The 14124-nt window shown below is 33.5% G+C and carries 16 protein-coding genes; 6 read left to right on the top strand and 10 right to left on the bottom strand.

Going from position 1 to position 14124, the window contains the following annotated elements; genetic code table 11:
- Position 1 precedes the first annotated feature (1 nt).
- Genes DESAMIL20_RS04070 through DESAMIL20_RS04045 form a run of 6 tightly spaced genes read right to left on the bottom strand, consistent with a single transcriptional unit; the run spans position 2 to position 5632 of the window.
- Positions 2-1192 (bottom strand): bifunctional folylpolyglutamate synthase/dihydrofolate synthase, encoded by a 1191-nt coding sequence (locus DESAMIL20_RS04070; RefSeq protein ID WP_086033544.1) that lies wholly within the window; start codon positions 1190-1192, stop codon positions 2-4.
- Entirely contained in the window at positions 1177-1509 is a 333-nt protein-coding gene (acpS, locus tag DESAMIL20_RS04065; RefSeq protein ID WP_086033543.1) for a holo-ACP synthase, read from the bottom strand. The genes DESAMIL20_RS04070 and acpS overlap by 16 nt, the downstream gene beginning before the upstream one ends.
- Complete coding sequence (locus tag DESAMIL20_RS04060) at positions 1497-2222, bottom strand: pyridoxine 5'-phosphate synthase (protein WP_086033542.1); 726 nt, start codon at positions 2220-2222, stop codon at positions 1497-1499. The genes acpS and DESAMIL20_RS04060 overlap by 13 nt, the downstream gene beginning before the upstream one ends.
- Positions 2219-3682 carry a bifunctional aminoglycoside phosphotransferase/ATP-binding protein gene (locus tag DESAMIL20_RS04055; RefSeq protein ID WP_086033541.1) on the bottom strand — a complete coding sequence of 488 codons (1464 nt, stop codon included), beginning with the start codon at positions 3680-3682 and terminating at the stop codon, positions 2219-2221. Before DESAMIL20_RS04055 ends, DESAMIL20_RS04060 begins: the two co-directional genes overlap by 4 nt.
- Positions 3630-4766 carry a ribonuclease HII gene (locus tag DESAMIL20_RS04050; RefSeq protein WP_086033540.1) on the bottom strand — a complete coding sequence of 379 codons (1137 nt, stop codon included), beginning with the start codon at positions 4764-4766 and terminating at the stop codon, positions 3630-3632. The genes DESAMIL20_RS04055 and DESAMIL20_RS04050 overlap by 53 nt, the downstream gene beginning before the upstream one ends.
- Positions 4760-5632, bottom strand: coding sequence for a damage-control phosphatase ARMT1 family protein (locus tag DESAMIL20_RS04045; protein WP_158090511.1), 873 nt, complete (start codon positions 5630-5632; stop codon positions 4760-4762). Before DESAMIL20_RS04045 ends, DESAMIL20_RS04050 begins: the two co-directional genes overlap by 7 nt.
- An 89-nt stretch (positions 5633-5721) precedes the next feature.
- Here DESAMIL20_RS04045 and DESAMIL20_RS04040 point away from each other — a divergent pair, with 89 nt between their 5' ends.
- The 6 genes from DESAMIL20_RS04040 to DESAMIL20_RS04015 are packed head-to-tail and all read left to right on the top strand — an operon-like array spanning position 5722 to position 10673.
- Positions 5722-6030, top strand: a complete 309-nt coding sequence (locus DESAMIL20_RS04040; RefSeq protein ID WP_086033538.1) for a thioredoxin family protein — start codon at positions 5722-5724, stop codon at positions 6028-6030.
- Positions 6017-6751: a DUF364 domain-containing protein gene (locus DESAMIL20_RS04035; RefSeq protein WP_086033537.1), complete on the top strand. Its 735-nt coding sequence runs from the start codon at positions 6017-6019 to the stop codon at positions 6749-6751. The genes DESAMIL20_RS04040 and DESAMIL20_RS04035 overlap by 14 nt, the downstream gene beginning before the upstream one ends.
- Positions 6739-7383: a hypothetical protein gene (locus DESAMIL20_RS04030; RefSeq protein ID WP_086033536.1), complete on the top strand. Its 645-nt coding sequence runs from the start codon at positions 6739-6741 to the stop codon at positions 7381-7383. The genes DESAMIL20_RS04035 and DESAMIL20_RS04030 overlap by 13 nt, the downstream gene beginning before the upstream one ends.
- Positions 7383-8309 (top strand): ornithine carbamoyltransferase, encoded by a 927-nt coding sequence (gene argF, locus DESAMIL20_RS04025; protein ID WP_086033535.1) that lies wholly within the window; start codon positions 7383-7385, stop codon positions 8307-8309. Before DESAMIL20_RS04030 ends, argF begins: the two co-directional genes overlap by 1 nt.
- A gap of 3 nt (positions 8310-8312) precedes the next feature.
- A complete protein-coding gene (locus DESAMIL20_RS04020) occupies positions 8313-9518 on the top strand; it encodes an argininosuccinate synthase (RefSeq protein WP_086033534.1) in 1206 nt (401 codons plus the stop codon).
- A gap of 30 nt (positions 9519-9548) precedes the next feature.
- The gene (locus DESAMIL20_RS04015) at positions 9549-10673 is read left to right on the top strand and encodes a class I SAM-dependent methyltransferase (protein WP_086033533.1); all 1125 of its coding nucleotides are present in this window, start codon (positions 9549-9551) and stop codon (positions 10671-10673) included.
- A 4-nt stretch (positions 10674-10677) separates the two neighbouring features.
- Here the strand turns inward: DESAMIL20_RS04015 and cobT are convergent, their stop codons facing one another.
- The 4 genes from cobT to DESAMIL20_RS10570 all read right to left on the bottom strand — a co-directional run bounded on the left by cobT (position 10678) and on the right by DESAMIL20_RS10570 (position 14083).
- Complete coding sequence (gene cobT / locus DESAMIL20_RS04010; RefSeq protein ID WP_086033532.1) at positions 10678-11751, bottom strand: nicotinate-nucleotide--dimethylbenzimidazole phosphoribosyltransferase; 1074 nt, start codon at positions 11749-11751, stop codon at positions 10678-10680.
- A gap of 98 nt (positions 11752-11849) precedes the next feature.
- Positions 11850-12986, bottom strand: a complete 1137-nt coding sequence (locus DESAMIL20_RS04005; RefSeq protein WP_086033531.1) for an acyl-CoA dehydrogenase family protein — start codon at positions 12984-12986, stop codon at positions 11850-11852.
- A 75-nt stretch (positions 12987-13061) separates the two neighbouring features.
- Positions 13062-13787, bottom strand: coding sequence for a 4-hydroxyphenylacetate 3-hydroxylase C-terminal domain-containing protein (locus DESAMIL20_RS04000; RefSeq protein WP_204218559.1), 726 nt, complete (start codon positions 13785-13787; stop codon positions 13062-13064).
- Between the two features lie 2 nt (positions 13788-13789).
- Positions 13790-14083, bottom strand: coding sequence for a 4-hydroxyphenylacetate 3-hydroxylase N-terminal domain-containing protein (locus DESAMIL20_RS10570; RefSeq protein ID WP_204218558.1), 294 nt, complete (start codon positions 14081-14083; stop codon positions 13790-13792).
- Between the last annotated feature and the right edge of the window lie 41 nt (positions 14084-14124).

Raw genomic sequence — 14124 nt, 5'->3', positions numbered from 1 at the left:
TTTAAGGAAGGTTTCCTTGCGCTAAACCGCAGGCTTTTGCTAAAGCAGCTAAATACAGCGAACCTGCAACAAATATATTTTCATATTTTGATTTTTGGGCGTATAGTAAGCATGCATTCACATCTTCTAAAAAGCGATAGTTTTTAATTATATCTTTAATATCTGCTTCATCAATTGAGTTGCGATTGTTTGTTTTGGTTATTATAATTTCATCAAACCAACCACAAAGTATATTTAAAATTTTTTGGTAATCTTTTTGTTTTAAACTTGAGTAAATCAAAATCTTGGGGCCTTTGATTTTTTTGGCACATTCTAAAAACCTTAATGCTCCATCTACATTGTGTGCCCCATCTATTATAAATCTTTTATTAGCTGATTTGATTATTTCAAAGCGAGCAGGCCAGTATGTATTTTCCATAGCGCTTGTGTTTAATCCTAAATTGTAATGTTTGTTTAGACTATCAACTGCAAGCATAGCGCATGCGAGATTTTCTTTTTCATAATCGCATTTTAAAAATTTTAAATCAAAATTTTTAGCACGATTTATGTATTGTTCATCTACAAAATAAAGTGGGACGTTTTTGGATTGCTTTATCAAATCCACAACGTTTGGGGGATTTTTACCAATAACGCCTATTTTTTTTATAATAGCCATTTTTGTTTTTGTTATTTGTTCTATGGTTTTGCCTAAATGCTCTGTATGATCCAGTGAGATGCTTGTTATAACACTCAAAATCGGATCTACTACATTTGTTGCATCAAACTCACCCCCCATGCCTACCTCTAAAATTGCATATCCAACATTTAACTTTTTAAATGCTAAAAAGCTTAAAACAGTCAAAAACTCAAAGTACGTTACGCCAAATTCTTTTGCTAAAGGCTCAATTTCTATAGCTATATCTAGCAGTGTATCAAAATCTATACTTTTGTTATTTACTTTGATGCGTTCGTTTAGCAATATTAAGTGAGGTGAAGTATATAGACCTACCCTATAACCTTTGTGGACAAAACTATCACATAGCATTTGCGCTACGCTGCCTTTACCATTTGTGCCGCCAATGATTATGCTTTTAAAGGCGTTTTGTGGGTTATGAAGTGCTTCAAGCATAGCTTTTATACGTTTTAGTCCAAGTTTTATTGAATATGGCTGAAGATTTTCTAAGATTTTTTTAAGTTTTATATAGTTTTGCATATAACAACAGCTACTGCATATTCATCAGTGTGCGATATACTAACATCGGCGCTAAATATTTTATTAGCAATATAAATATGTGGTGCACCATTTTTATTATTTAGGATTTGAATTTTATTAAGTGGTGTTTTTATATTAGTTGCTTTGAAAAACGCTTCTTTTGCACAAAATTTGCCGCACAAGTGGATATGCGGGTATTTTTTTGAAAAACAATATTCTAGCTCTTCTTGAGAAAACACTCTAAGTAATGTTTTTTTATCAAATTTTTTCAACATTTTTTCAAATCTTTTTGTTTGCTCTATGTCTATACCGACCATCTGGCTTTTTCGATGATTTGCTTCATTTGCAAAATAGCTTCTTTGAGCCCACAAAAAACAGCCCTTGAGATTATAGAGTGGCCGATGTTGAGCTCCTCAATCTCTTTAATTTTTGCAATTGGGCTTACATTTTGATAATTTAAACCATGACCTGCATGTACATTCAAACCTAAACTTTTTGCAAGAGCAGCTACATCTGCAATAATATTTGCAAACTTAGCTTTTTGCGATATAGGTGCATTTGCATACTCGCCTGTATGCATTTCAATTGAGTCAACGTTGAGTTTTTTGGCCGCTTCAATTTGTTTTTTATCTGGATCAATGAATAAGCTTACAAAAATGTCTTTTGAGTGGAGTTTATCTATTACTTCTTTTAGCTTTTCAAAATTAGTCACTACATCAAGGCCCCCTTCGGTTGTAAGTTCTTTTCTTTTTTCGGGCACAAGCGTTGATTGGTGTGGCTTTACTTCTAAAGCAAACTGAACAATATCGTCTGCAATACTCATTTCTAAGTTTAGAGGAATTTTTAATGAACTAACTACAGCAATTACATCGCTTTCCTGTATATGGCGCCTATCTTCTCTTAAATGCATTGTAATATTATCTGCAAGAGCCTCTTGAGCAATAAAGGCTGCATACAAAGGCTCTGGCTCAATACCAAGCCTTGCTTGTCTAAGTGTGGCAATATGGTCAATATTAACACCGAGTCTCATACTTTAGCCTCCAAAATAGCATTTAAAACAAAATTTAGACTGCCTTCTTCGTTTGAGTGTATTGTTATTGCATTTTCTGGCTTTTCGAATACTTCTTTTTGCTTAAAATACACATCTATTGTGCCATCTGAGATGCTTTTTTGCTTTTTTCTTGTTTTTAAATTATACAATATTGTAGATTCATCTGGATCTAAAAATACAAAATTTGGATTTATTCCAATCTCATCTAATAAATCAATTAAATTTTGTCTAAAAAAGTTTTTTATGAATGTAGCATCTAATATTACATTGTATCCTTCTTTTAAGGATTCATAAGCTAATTTGCTTAGCGTTTCATAAACTATTTGTGTGTGCTGTTGCGTATATATACCGCCTTCAAAGTCCCTACTGGACGCAGGAGAAAATATTTGCTTTCTTATAACATCTGAAGAAAAGATTTTTGCGTTGATTTTTTTTGCTAATTTTTCACTAAAATAACTTTTGCCACAGCCTGTTAGCCCAACCATCGTCACTAGTATTGGCTTGTATTTGTTGTCAATGTATTTATAGGCTAAGTCGAAATATTTATTTGATAGTTCTTTTTCATTTTCAAAATATGCTATTTTACCTCTGACATAGGCTCTATAAACTTTGTAAAAATTTAAAACTTCATTTAGCGAATAGTCCTGTGTTGTCTCTATATATTTTTGCAAAAAGTTTTCTGCTAACTCGTATCCTTTATAAAATTCCAAATCCATTATTAGAAATGCTATATCACTTGCAACGTCAGAGTACCTAAACCGATCATTAAACTCAATACAATCGTAAATGTATGTTTTATCAGATATACAAATGTTGTGTGAGTATAAATCGCCGTGGCAATCTCTGATTTTTTGCTCTTCGATGCGCTTTTGCCAATCATAACTATCTAAAAAGTTATTTGTATAGCTCTTTATTGCCTCGTATTGGTGTTTTGTTAAAAAATCATCGCAAGCATCGATCGTCTGGCTAAAGTTTTCATCTGTATTTACTTTTATGTTTTCTTTTTTGCCAAACTCGCTGATTGCTTGATTTGATTCAGCGTTTATGTGAAATTGTGCGATAATTTCTGCTAAATCATCTATATCTTTAAGTGTTACTTTGTTTTCTTTTAAGAGATTGTCCATCATTTTATCCTGGGGTAATTTTTTCATTGCAACGGCATATTCTACAATGTCTCCATCATAAGATATTGAATAATCGTTATTTTTGTAAGTAATGGGAACAACACCTAAATACAAATCTTTAGACAATCTTTTGTTTAGCTCAACTTCTTTTTCGCAGAAGTACTTTCTTTTTTCTAAAGTGGTAAAGTCCAAAAAGCCAAAATCTACATTTTTTTTTATTTTGTAGACAATATCGTTTACTAATACATAAGAAATGTGTGTTTCAATGAGTGTTGCTTTGAGCTTGTTTTTTAAGCTTTCTATTAATTGATTCATGGTATGAGTATACACAACCGCAGTAGTTTTGTCTATAAAAATTGAATTGTTTTGATAACTCGCATGAGCGTCTAAACCCGTCTTTTTTCTTAAAGTCTTCGTCTAAAAAATTTATATTTAAAGCTTGAAGTGTTTTACCTATGTGTGCAATAACGTCGTATTTTTTTAGAGGACTTACAGATAATGTGGTTGTAAAATACTCAAAATTGTGTTTTTTTGCAAAAAGTGCTGTTTTGTACAACCTGTATGCATAACACAGCGTGCATCTTTTTGAACCCTCGGGGTAGTTTTTGTATTGTTTTATTTTTTTAAACCATGCTTTTGGGTTGTATTCTGGCACAATCAAATCTATGTTGTGGTATTTACAAAGCCCGACAATTTCCTTTAGCCTCAATTTATATTCTTTTAAGGGCTGTATATTTGGGTTAAAAAAGTACACGCTAACTCTAAAGTTATCTTTTAGACGCTCTATAACGCTTGTAGCACATGGCGCACAGCAGGCATGTAGCAGTAACTTTGGTTTGAATGTACCATTAATAAACTGCTCTATAGGCCGAAAACTTTTTCTGTGGATCTCACAAACGCCAAATTTTTCTAGCAATTCAGTATGTTTTTTTGTGCCATAACCTTTATGCTGATTAAATGCATACTGTGGATATTTTTGCGACATTAGCATCATGTAGTGGTCACGGCTAACCTTAGCCAGAATTGATGCAGCAGAAATACAGGCTATTTTTGAGTCACCATCAACAATACTTTTAAATTTAATTGACAAATTTAAATGGTCTCTCCCATCAATTAACAAAAGCTCCGGTTTTTTCGGCATAACAGCAAGTGCTCTTTTTATAGAAAGCTCAAACGCTCTTACAATACCAAGTGCATCAATTTCTTCACAAGAAGCCATACCGATTCCAAATATAGAATTTTTTATGAGTATTTTATAAATCTCTTCGCGCTTTTTTTCTGTTAAAATTTTTGAGTCTTTTACTATTGTGTTAAACTCTTTTGGTAGCATACAAACTGCACTGACAATTGGCCCAGCCCATGGCCCTCTGCCTGCTTCATCTACGCCAGCTACTAACATAATGAGCTTTTTTTGGCAAAAATATGTGAGTATTTAGGTTTTTTTAGGTACCCTTCCACAACCGAGCATTTTATTATAAACAAAAAGAAAACCCTATCGTCATCAAATTCAGAAAGCGTCTCAAAGTTGCCCTGCCCTTTTGATACAATAATCTCTGCACTGTTGTAAATCTTTTTGCATTTTTCATCACAGTAATCTGGCCAAAAACCTGGTGTGGGCTTTGTGCTTTCTATGATTGTGCCTATATCCTCTAAACCTAAACCTTCTATATCGTTTTTTGTTACATCATTTATTATGGGCTTGCCACGCAAAGCTATGTAAATATCCAGGTTTGGGTAGAGCGATTTTATTGTTTCTAAAAGTAATTTGTCAAAAACAATCTCACCTGCATTATCGGCCAAAAAAAGCAGTATCTTAGCTTTGTTTATTTTTTCTTTGAAATCTTTAATATCATTAACCAAAAAACCTTCATTAATAGCTTTTGAGATTGTTTCTTTGATGTTAAATTTTTCAATTTGAGAGCCAAAATCTATAATATTTCCTGCAACGGATATATTGATAGCAGCTTGCAGTTTATCTTCAGAGTTGTTTATGTAATCTTTTAGGTTTTTAATATAAGCTATTGCAATCTTGTTATACTTATTTTTAATTTCACTGTATGGGTCATCATGGTCTAGAGTTTTCGTTATAGAGCCATAGACAAACTCAGAGATTAAAGGTGGCGCTACATCATAGCTGAGTCTTGATAAAACTTCAGATACATTTTTTAGTGCCCTTATAGCATCTTCATCTTTTTTGCTGATGATTTCTGTTGCCCTTATTGCTTGCGAGACAAAACAAACAAAACACTCTGGCTTTACTTTCACACGAAATATTATACTATAAAAAAATTTTAAGTAAAGAACGATTTTTAGGGTTTTACAAAATCTTAAATTTATGCTAACATGATTAAACTATGGAAGTAATTGATTTAATTGAAGCTTTTGAAAAAAACATTGATAGTAAGGTACCTGTTGGAATACTTTTTAGTACCAGTGATTGCTCTACATGCAAAGCACTTTCTTTTAAATTAAAGGACAAAGAGAATTTTTTTGAAGTTGATATTGAAAAACTCCCTCAAATTGTATCTATAACAAATATTTACAGTGCACCGACTATTGCAGTTTATCTGGATAAAAAACAAATCAATGTTTTTAGCGGTGTATTTTCGCTAAATGAAGTTTTAAACTATATAGAAAGAGTAAAAAACTATGTTTGTGCATGAGATGATTTACGAAGCTGCAAAAAAGCAAGCAAATAGCCTAGAAATTAGCGATATCAGAATTGGTCTTGGCTATACTTGCGTTGAACTAAATGGAAACTTTTGCGGTCTTTCATATACATTTGCAAAAGAGTTAAACCATGCAAGTTGCAATATCTTGGATATTGGTGATAAAATTATTGGTAAAAAAGCAACAGAGCTATTAAAAGGGATTTTTTCATATAATTTGCTTGATAGCGCTTTAGCCATTGCGTGTGCAAACGCCATACTAAATAAACCACAAGAAAATTGTTTTGATTTTTTAAACCTCATTGAAAAACAACATAATGTTATAATGGTAGGCTATTTTGCGCCCATTATAGAACACATCAAACAAAAAGCTAAAAGCTTAAAAATTGTAGAGCGCGACAACAGGTTTGATTCTTTACCTGATTGGGCTAGCTTCTTTGAGCTTAAAAGCTGCGATGTAGCTATAATTTCAGCTACGACGCTTGTAAATAAAACGATTGATAGTATTTTGAGCTTTTCAAATGCCAAATACAATATTCTTTTGGGTGCAACATGCACAATGTCAAAAGAGGCATTTTTAAACACAAAAATTACGCATTTATGTGGGGTTAGTATTGTGGATAAAGATAAAGTAAAAACATTGGTAAGCCTCGCAGCAGGCACAAGGCTGATTTCAAAATATATAAAAAAAGAGTGCATTTTATGTCTATCTTAGACCTTGCAAAGACTAAAGTATTGCCTATCTTACAAAAAGATAATTTACTTGAAAAACCTGTTTTATTTAAAACCCAAGAAAATATTTTGTATACAAATTTTATGGATTCTAAAAGCGAAGGTTTGAGCTTTAGTAAAATCGAAAAAGAATTATTACTAAAAGATTTGCTAAACCTTGACTTAAAAGAAGATAAAAACAAAGAGTTGTATGTCGGCTATTTAAATGCGTTTGCCAATTTTTACTACAAAGAAAATACCACTATTTTTTGCAAAAATAAACAGTTTTGTTTTAATGAGATTGGTAGTAGGCTTTTAAAACGTTATGGTGCTAACTTAAGCATGTGTCTTATTGATTACTCAATGGATAATTTTGAAATTTTGCAAAAATATGGATTTAAAACAGATTTTTTAAATTTTACAAAAAATAACTTTCAAGATCATCTATATAATTGCGTTGCAAATAATTTTTTGGTATTATGTAGTGGATATTGCCTGACAAAGTCATGGGCAGATGATATCATGGATATAGCATCTATGGATAATGCAAATAGGTTGGTTATTTTTTTTGGTCCTCAAAGTGCTTTTTTAAACTTAATAAATTTAAAAAGGCTCTGCTTTTTTAAGGAGGTTTGATGATTTACCATTATTTGAGCCCAACGGATTTTGACGCGCTAAAGACACTTAAAACTGTAGATCTTGGTATTAATATAAAAGAAAAAATCAAAAAAAAGCAAGAGTACAAACCCTTTAGAGACTATATACTTGCTATGATATTTGAAAAATCTTCTACAAGGACCAGGGTTTCCTTTGAAGCAGGATTTAAGAGGCTTGGTGGTCAAACTATAGTTTTATCTTCAAAAGATATCCAGTTAGGTAGAGGTGAAACCATACAAGACACAGCAAAAATTATCTCCAGCTACTGCGATATTGTAATGATTCGCACATTTGAACACCAAAGGTTGATTGACTTTTCTTCAAACTCAAGTATTCCAGTAATAAACGGGCTAAGTGATTTACTGCACCCATGCCAAACCTTAGCAGATATGTTTACAATAAAGGAGCATTTTGGCAGTTTTGATAATTTAAAATTAGCATATGTGGGTGATGGCAACAATATGGCAAATTCTTTGCTTTTACATTGTGCTTTGCTTGGAATTGATATATCGGTTGCTTGTCCAAAAGACTATAGCCCAAGCGGTTTAGTTGTAAAAGAAGCTATTGAGATATCTAAACTAACTCAAGCAAACATTGTTATAACAGATGATCCAACAGAGGCTGTAAGTGGGGCAAATATTGTATATACCGATGTGTGGGCTTCTATGGGCCAGGAAGATCAAAAAGAAAAAAAATACTCAATATTAAAAAAATACCAGGCAAATAAAGAACTGTGCTCATTTGCAGATAGTAATTTTATCTTTATGCATTGCCTTCCTGCTCACAGGAATGAGGAAGTGACAAGCGATATTATTGATGGTAAAAATTCGGTTGTATTTGTACAAGCAGAAAATCGCTTATATGCTCAAATGGCAATAATTTTTAATTTATTAAATAAGGAGTAAAATATGAGTGTAAAAAAAGTAGTTTTGGCTTATTCTGGTGGACTTGATACATCGGTTATTATTAAGTGGTTAATGGATAAATATAACTGCGAAGTTATAGCCTATACTGCCGATTTAGGTCAAAATGAACCGCTTGAGCCCATAAAAGCTAAAGCACTAAAGACTGGGGCGTCAAAAGCTTATGTAGAAGATCTTCGAAAAGAATTTTTAGAAGACTATGTAATGAGAGCTTTCAAAATGAATGCGCTTTATGAAAACAAATACCCGCTTGCCACAGCACTTGGAAGGCCGCTTATTACAAAAAAACTCGTTGAGATTGCAATTAAAGAAGGCGCAGATGCCATTGCTCACGGATCAACAGGCAAAGGTAACGATCAAGTAAGATTTGATGTATCTGCAGTTGCGCTAAAGCCCGATATTAGAGTGCTTGTGCCTATCAGAGATTGGGAGTTAAAATCGCGAGAAGAAGAAATTGAATATGCTAAAAAATTCAACATAGACATATCTATAACAAAAGAAAAGCCTTATTCAATAGACAGAAATATCTGGGGAGTGGCAATTGAGGCTGGCATATTAGAAGATCCACAGCAAGAAACCCCAGAAGATATTTTTTCTTTGACAAAAAACCCCCTTGAAGCACCAAATGCGCCTCAATACGTTACAATTGGCTTTGAAAAAGATATACCAATAAGTATAGATGGCCAAAAAATGCCGCTTGTTGATTTAGTTACACACTTAAACGAAATAGCAGGCAATAATGGTGTAGGCAGGATTGATATGATTGAAAATCGTCTCGTTGGTATAAAATCAAGGGAAGTTTACGAAGCTCCTGCTGCTGTAAGTTTGCTTGAAGCAAAAAGGGCTTTAGAACAGCTTGTGCTTGATAGAGAAGCTATGCATTTTAAAGATCAATTAGCTATAAAATATTCAGAACTTGTTTATTATGGTTTATGGTTTTCACCGCTAAGGGAAGCACTTGATGCTTTTGCTGATAAATTGTGTGAGAATTTGACAGGTGAAGTTACTATAAAACTATACAAAGGCTCTGTTGTTGCAGTTTCTAGAAAATCACCGTATTCTATATATAATAAAAATCTTGCAACGTACGAATCTACGGATACATTTAGACATAAAGATGGCGAGGGTTTTTGCAATATCTGGGGTTTGCCGCTAAAGGTGATAGCAAGCGTAAAAAATGCTCAAAAATAATTTTTAGGGGCTTTGCCCCTTTTTTTATATATGCCTCACGCAATATTAAAAACAGATAAAAATTTAAAAGATATAGTTTGTGTTGATCTTTTTGTGTTCAAAAATAGGGGCATTTTGTCATTAAATGAGCCATTTAATTGTTTTTTAGATTTTTACAAAAAACACGATTCATTAATTATAAAATTAAATAAAGTTACACGTTCCATCGTAACAGATGAGCTTAAAAATGAAATATTGTGCATCTCAAAAAATATTGCAAATTTTCTAAAAGCAGAAATAGTTTTTCACAATTTAGAGCCAACAAACTCGTATATGCACTTATGTGATTGCTTTGAAAAAATCTATACTCAAAAAGACCCACTCAAGCTGCAAAAAAATATTAATAACCTAGAAATAGGTTTTGGCAGAGGAGAGTTTTTGCTTAGCTTGGCAAGGCAAAGATCAAACGAGTTTTTTTACGGTATAGAAATTTACGGCAAAGATTATTTAACAGCCTTAAATCGCTGTTGTCTGCAAAAGTTAAATAACATAAAATTGATTAATTACGATGCGAAGTATGCTATTGATTTATTTGAAAATAACTGCTTTGATAATATTTATGTAAATTTTCCAGAGCCGTGGTTTAAATTTTACCGTATTCAACATTCCATTTTTAACAAAATCACATTTAAAAAAATTACCGATAAAATAAAGCAAAACGGTTTTTTACGCATTATTACAGATAACTATTCATTTGCCGTTCATAGCTCAATTATTGCAAATAATTTTGGCCTGAAACCTCAAAACAAACATTTTATTGAAATAAAGAATAATTTTGACACATTGTATGCAAAAAAATGGAAACGCTTAAACAGAGTGTTTTACTCGCTAGTTTTACAAAAAACGTTCAATTCGCCGCCAAATTTTTATAAAAAATACGATTTTCCTATTAATTTAAAAAGATTAGAATACAAAAACAGTGAACTGATTTTTAAAATACTTGGCATATACGAAAATAAAAATGTTGACTATAAAATAATAGAAGTAGCAATTGGAAGCTATTTAGCACAGCATATTTTTTTTGGTTTTTTAGAAGATAGTGTTTTTTTACTACCTCAAACTAATTTTTTATTCACAAATGATTTTTGTGATACTCTAGAAAAAGTTACTCAATAAAGTATTATAAACTGCTTTTGGTTACTTGCGCTTCATCAAATGTAGCTACTTGCGTTATTATTTTAGCCGCTGCTTCAATGATAGGCATTGCAAGCACAGCTCCACTGCCTTCGCCAAGCCTCATATCTAATTGTAAGATTGGCCTTAATCCTAAATAAGAGAGCATTAAGCTATGGCCTGGCTCATAAGATAAATGGCCTGCAAACATATATTGCTTTGTCAGTGGGTTTAGTTTGTAAGCCAAAAGTGCGCCAGCAGTTGAAATTAAACCATCAATAACAACAGGTATTTTATTGTAGCAAGCAGCCAAAATTACACCTGCAATTGCACCAATCTCAAGACCACCTACTTTTGATAATACATCTATTGGATCATTGGGGCTTGGGTTGTGAAGATTTAGTGATTTTTTGATAATGGCAATTTTATTTTCAAGTGTATCGTCTGTTATAAGTGTACCTCTTCCTGTTATAAGTTCTACATTGTTTTTTGTTATACAAGCACCAACCGCAGAAGCTGCGGTTGTGTTTGCTATGCCCATATCGCCGGTTGCTATTAAATTGAGTTTTTTAGATGTTATATACTCATCTGCAATTTTAAAGCCAGTTAGTATTGAGTTATACGCTTCTTCTTTTGTCATTGCGGGTTGTTTTGCAAAGTTATTTGTGCCATTTTTAACTTTCTTTATTATAAATTGATTTTGACCTATTGGTTCTTTTTCTGATAAATCGCATTTTGTGCCCACATCAGCGACGATAGTAGAACAATTATTTAATCTTGCAAGGACAGTTATAGTTGCATTACCTTTAATAAAAGCTTTTATCATTTCGCAAGTAACCTGTTGAGGATATGCACTCACATCTTCTTCTGCTACTCCATGGTCTGCTGCCATAACAAATACAGCTTTATTTTCGATTTTTAAAGACATAGAAGAATAAATGGCACATAATTGTTCTGATATATCATTCAAATAACCCATTGCCCTATATGGCATAATCAGTTTTGATGTTCTTTGATTTGCTTGTTTATAAATTTCTTCATTAATTGGAACTATTTTAGATAAAATCTCTTCTACTTTCAATCTTAATTCCTCCTTTTAAAAATATACCTCCTTTTTTCTACACTTACTTTCAAATTCTGTCAATAATGAAAATATTTTATAAAAATCAAAGCTTTGTACTACCCAATAGCCGCCCTTGCAATAATAACCGTCATAATGTCTGATGTGCCAGCAGATGGACCAAGCACAAAGGCATCCCGTAATAATCTTGTGACAATAGATTCTTCTACAACGCCATAGCCACCATGGATATCCACAGCCATTTTAGCGCACCTCTGGGCAGCTTCTGTAGTATAGTACTTTGCCATGGCAAACTCTAGGTCACATCTTTGAGCTTTATCCTGCATGCTTGCTGCTCTATAGCCAAGTAGGCTTGAGACTTCTAAATCTAATTTCATTTGAGCTATTTTGTTTTGTATGGTTTGTAAGTTGCTTATGGGTTTTCCGTATAGTATGCGTTTTTTTGAAAAGTTTACCGACTGTTCTAAAAGAGCAGAGAGTATACCAAGGCCCACACCTACCATACCGCTTCTGCCTACTTCACCTATGGCGCTCATCGCTACCCTCATGCCTTTGCCTTCTTCTCCAAGCAGGTTTCCTTGGGGCACTTTGCAGTTTTGAAGCAGTATCTCACCCACACTGCAACCATGAAGGCCTATCTCGTTCCAATCTTTTCCTCTTTTGAAGCCTTCGAATGTATCTTCAATTATGAAGGTAGAAAAGGCTTTTGGGTTATTTGGATCTTTCGCAAGCACCACAAATGTATTGGCAACGGGAGCATTGGTAAGCATAATTTTTCTTCCATTTAGTATGTAGTAGTCACTTTCCTTTGTGTATGTTGTTTCTATGCCTGTTGGGTCTGATCCACCAGTGGTTTCTGTTACAGCTACTGTAGCAAGTTTTTCTCCACTTGCAAGGCCTGGTAGGTATTTTTCTTTTTGCTCTGCGCTGCCTGATTTTAGAATAGGCTCAATACCAAGACCAAAAATCTGGAGCATCATGGAAACACCAGGAGAGACTTTGGCGATTTCTTCCAAAGCAATAAGCCTTGCAACGTAGCCAAGCCCTAAGCCACCATACGCTTTTGGTATAAATATACCTGTGAGTTTTGCTTCTTTCACAGCTTCAACTACCTCTTTGTCTGCACCTTTATTTTTTTCCATATCCTTAACTTTTGGTGCAATTTTTGCTTTCACAAATTCTGCCACTTGTTTTCTGAAATCCTCTTGTTCTTGTGTAAAAGTAAAATCAATCATAAGAAACCTCCTCTTATTTTTAATAGGTGTAGAAAAAAACCTTTTCTACAGCTAAAGCAAGCAAATCAAGCTAATTTATTTTGTTTTTTCAGGTTCTTTAACATCTTCCTCAATATTCATAATTTTTTTTGCATAGTCTACATATTTATCGAAAGGAGTTAGAGCTCTAACAAACAGGCGTGCACCATCAGGAGACCCTCCCCCATGCATTGTGCCAGGAACACCTGCACCTAAGGTTAACCATTCTATTAACCTTGCAATTTTTGCGCGAGTTTTACCAGAACCTTCACCTGCTTTTAGATATTTTTCTATTAGTGGCCCATATTGAGGGTTTTCGATATCTTGGCATGAAGTTAAGCACCCGGCTTCTCCTATACCACCAGCAATATCTTGTGTAAGTCTTTTTGTCTCATACGGAAGTGTTGCTACTTGAACTTTGTTTACATTAGTTAAAAGCTGATCCGGAAAATATACGCCAGAAGGGTGTTTTTTGCCTAGAGCTATAGCTCCTATGCCAAGTCCATATGTCACTTCATTATTAATAGACATATTAATAAGTTTATCGAAAAATACTCGAGAAGACAAACCATTAGCTCTGGCTATCAAAACTGCTGCACCAATCATTGTATCCTCTTGCCCTGCAACACAAACGCCAAGACATGCGCGGTAAGTAGAAGTAAAATAATTTATGATATCACGAGTGTACTTATATTCTCCACGCATAAATACTCTATCGTTAGGCACAAACACATTATCAAACAATAGATAGGCTTTGCGTAATTCCAGTTTGCGGCATATCAAAGTTATCTCCAAGCTCCCCTTAGGTCGCTTGGACGTGTTGTTTCTACAATAGTTAGACCTTCTATATACCTTGGTACTACGTAAGCTACAGCAAAGTCTTTATCCGCTTCTCCATAAACTCCGCCGGGCAGTAAAAAAATTTCATTTGAAGCAGCAACACCACATATCATCACTTTTGCGCCGCGTATAACAATACCATCTTTTTTAACTTCTACAACGCGTAAATTGCTGTCAAGATCAGATTGCTGTGATGGTTTTTTACCACGATCTCCTTTAAGATCAGTTAAGAAACACATTTCTCTAAAGTAGTAACTTTTGGTACTAATTTTTTAGATCG

Source organism: Desulfurella amilsii, assembly GCF_002119425.1.
Lineage (GTDB): Bacteria > Campylobacterota_A > Desulfurellia > Desulfurellales > Desulfurellaceae > Desulfurella > Desulfurella amilsii.
The sequence above is the reverse complement of the archived record's forward strand: the minus strand, read 5'-3'. Positions and strand labels throughout refer to the sequence as shown.

Bases quoted from the DNA above. Each gene is read 5' to 3' on its own strand.
- DESAMIL20_RS04015 (WP_086033533.1), top strand. From the start codon at position 9,549: ATGCCTCACGCAATATTAAAAACAGATAAAAATTTAAAAGATATAGTT.
- DESAMIL20_RS04005 (WP_086033531.1), bottom strand. From the start codon at position 12,986: ATGATTGATTTTACTTTTACACAAGAACAAGAGGATTTCAGAAAACAA.
- argF (WP_086033535.1), top strand. From the start codon at position 7,383: ATGATTTACCATTATTTGAGCCCAACGGATTTTGACGCGCTAAAGACA.
- acpS (WP_086033543.1), bottom strand. From the start codon at position 1,509: ATGGTCGGTATAGACATAGAGCAAACAAAAAGATTTGAAAAAATGTTG.
- DESAMIL20_RS04060 (WP_086033542.1), bottom strand. From the start codon at position 2,222: ATGAGACTCGGTGTTAATATTGACCATATTGCCACACTTAGACAAGCA.
- DESAMIL20_RS04030 (WP_086033536.1), top strand. From the start codon at position 6,739: ATGTCTATCTTAGACCTTGCAAAGACTAAAGTATTGCCTATCTTACAA.
- DESAMIL20_RS04070 (WP_086033544.1), bottom strand. From the start codon at position 1,192: ATGCAAAACTATATAAAACTTAAAAAAATCTTAGAAAATCTTCAGCCA.
- DESAMIL20_RS10570 (WP_204218558.1), bottom strand. From the start codon at position 14,083: ATGTGTTTCTTAACTGATCTTAAAGGAGATCGTGGTAAAAAACCATCA.
- DESAMIL20_RS04050 (WP_086033540.1), bottom strand. From the start codon at position 4,766: ATGTTAGTAGCTGGCGTAGATGAAGCAGGCAGAGGGCCATGGGCTGGG.
- DESAMIL20_RS04035 (WP_086033537.1), top strand. From the start codon at position 6,017: ATGTTTGTGCATGAGATGATTTACGAAGCTGCAAAAAAGCAAGCAAAT.
- DESAMIL20_RS04055 (WP_086033541.1), bottom strand. From the start codon at position 3,682: ATGAATCAATTAATAGAAAGCTTAAAAAACAAGCTCAAAGCAACACTC.
- DESAMIL20_RS04040 (WP_086033538.1), top strand. From the start codon at position 5,722: ATGGAAGTAATTGATTTAATTGAAGCTTTTGAAAAAAACATTGATAGT.
- DESAMIL20_RS04020 (WP_086033534.1), top strand. From the start codon at position 8,313: ATGAGTGTAAAAAAAGTAGTTTTGGCTTATTCTGGTGGACTTGATACA.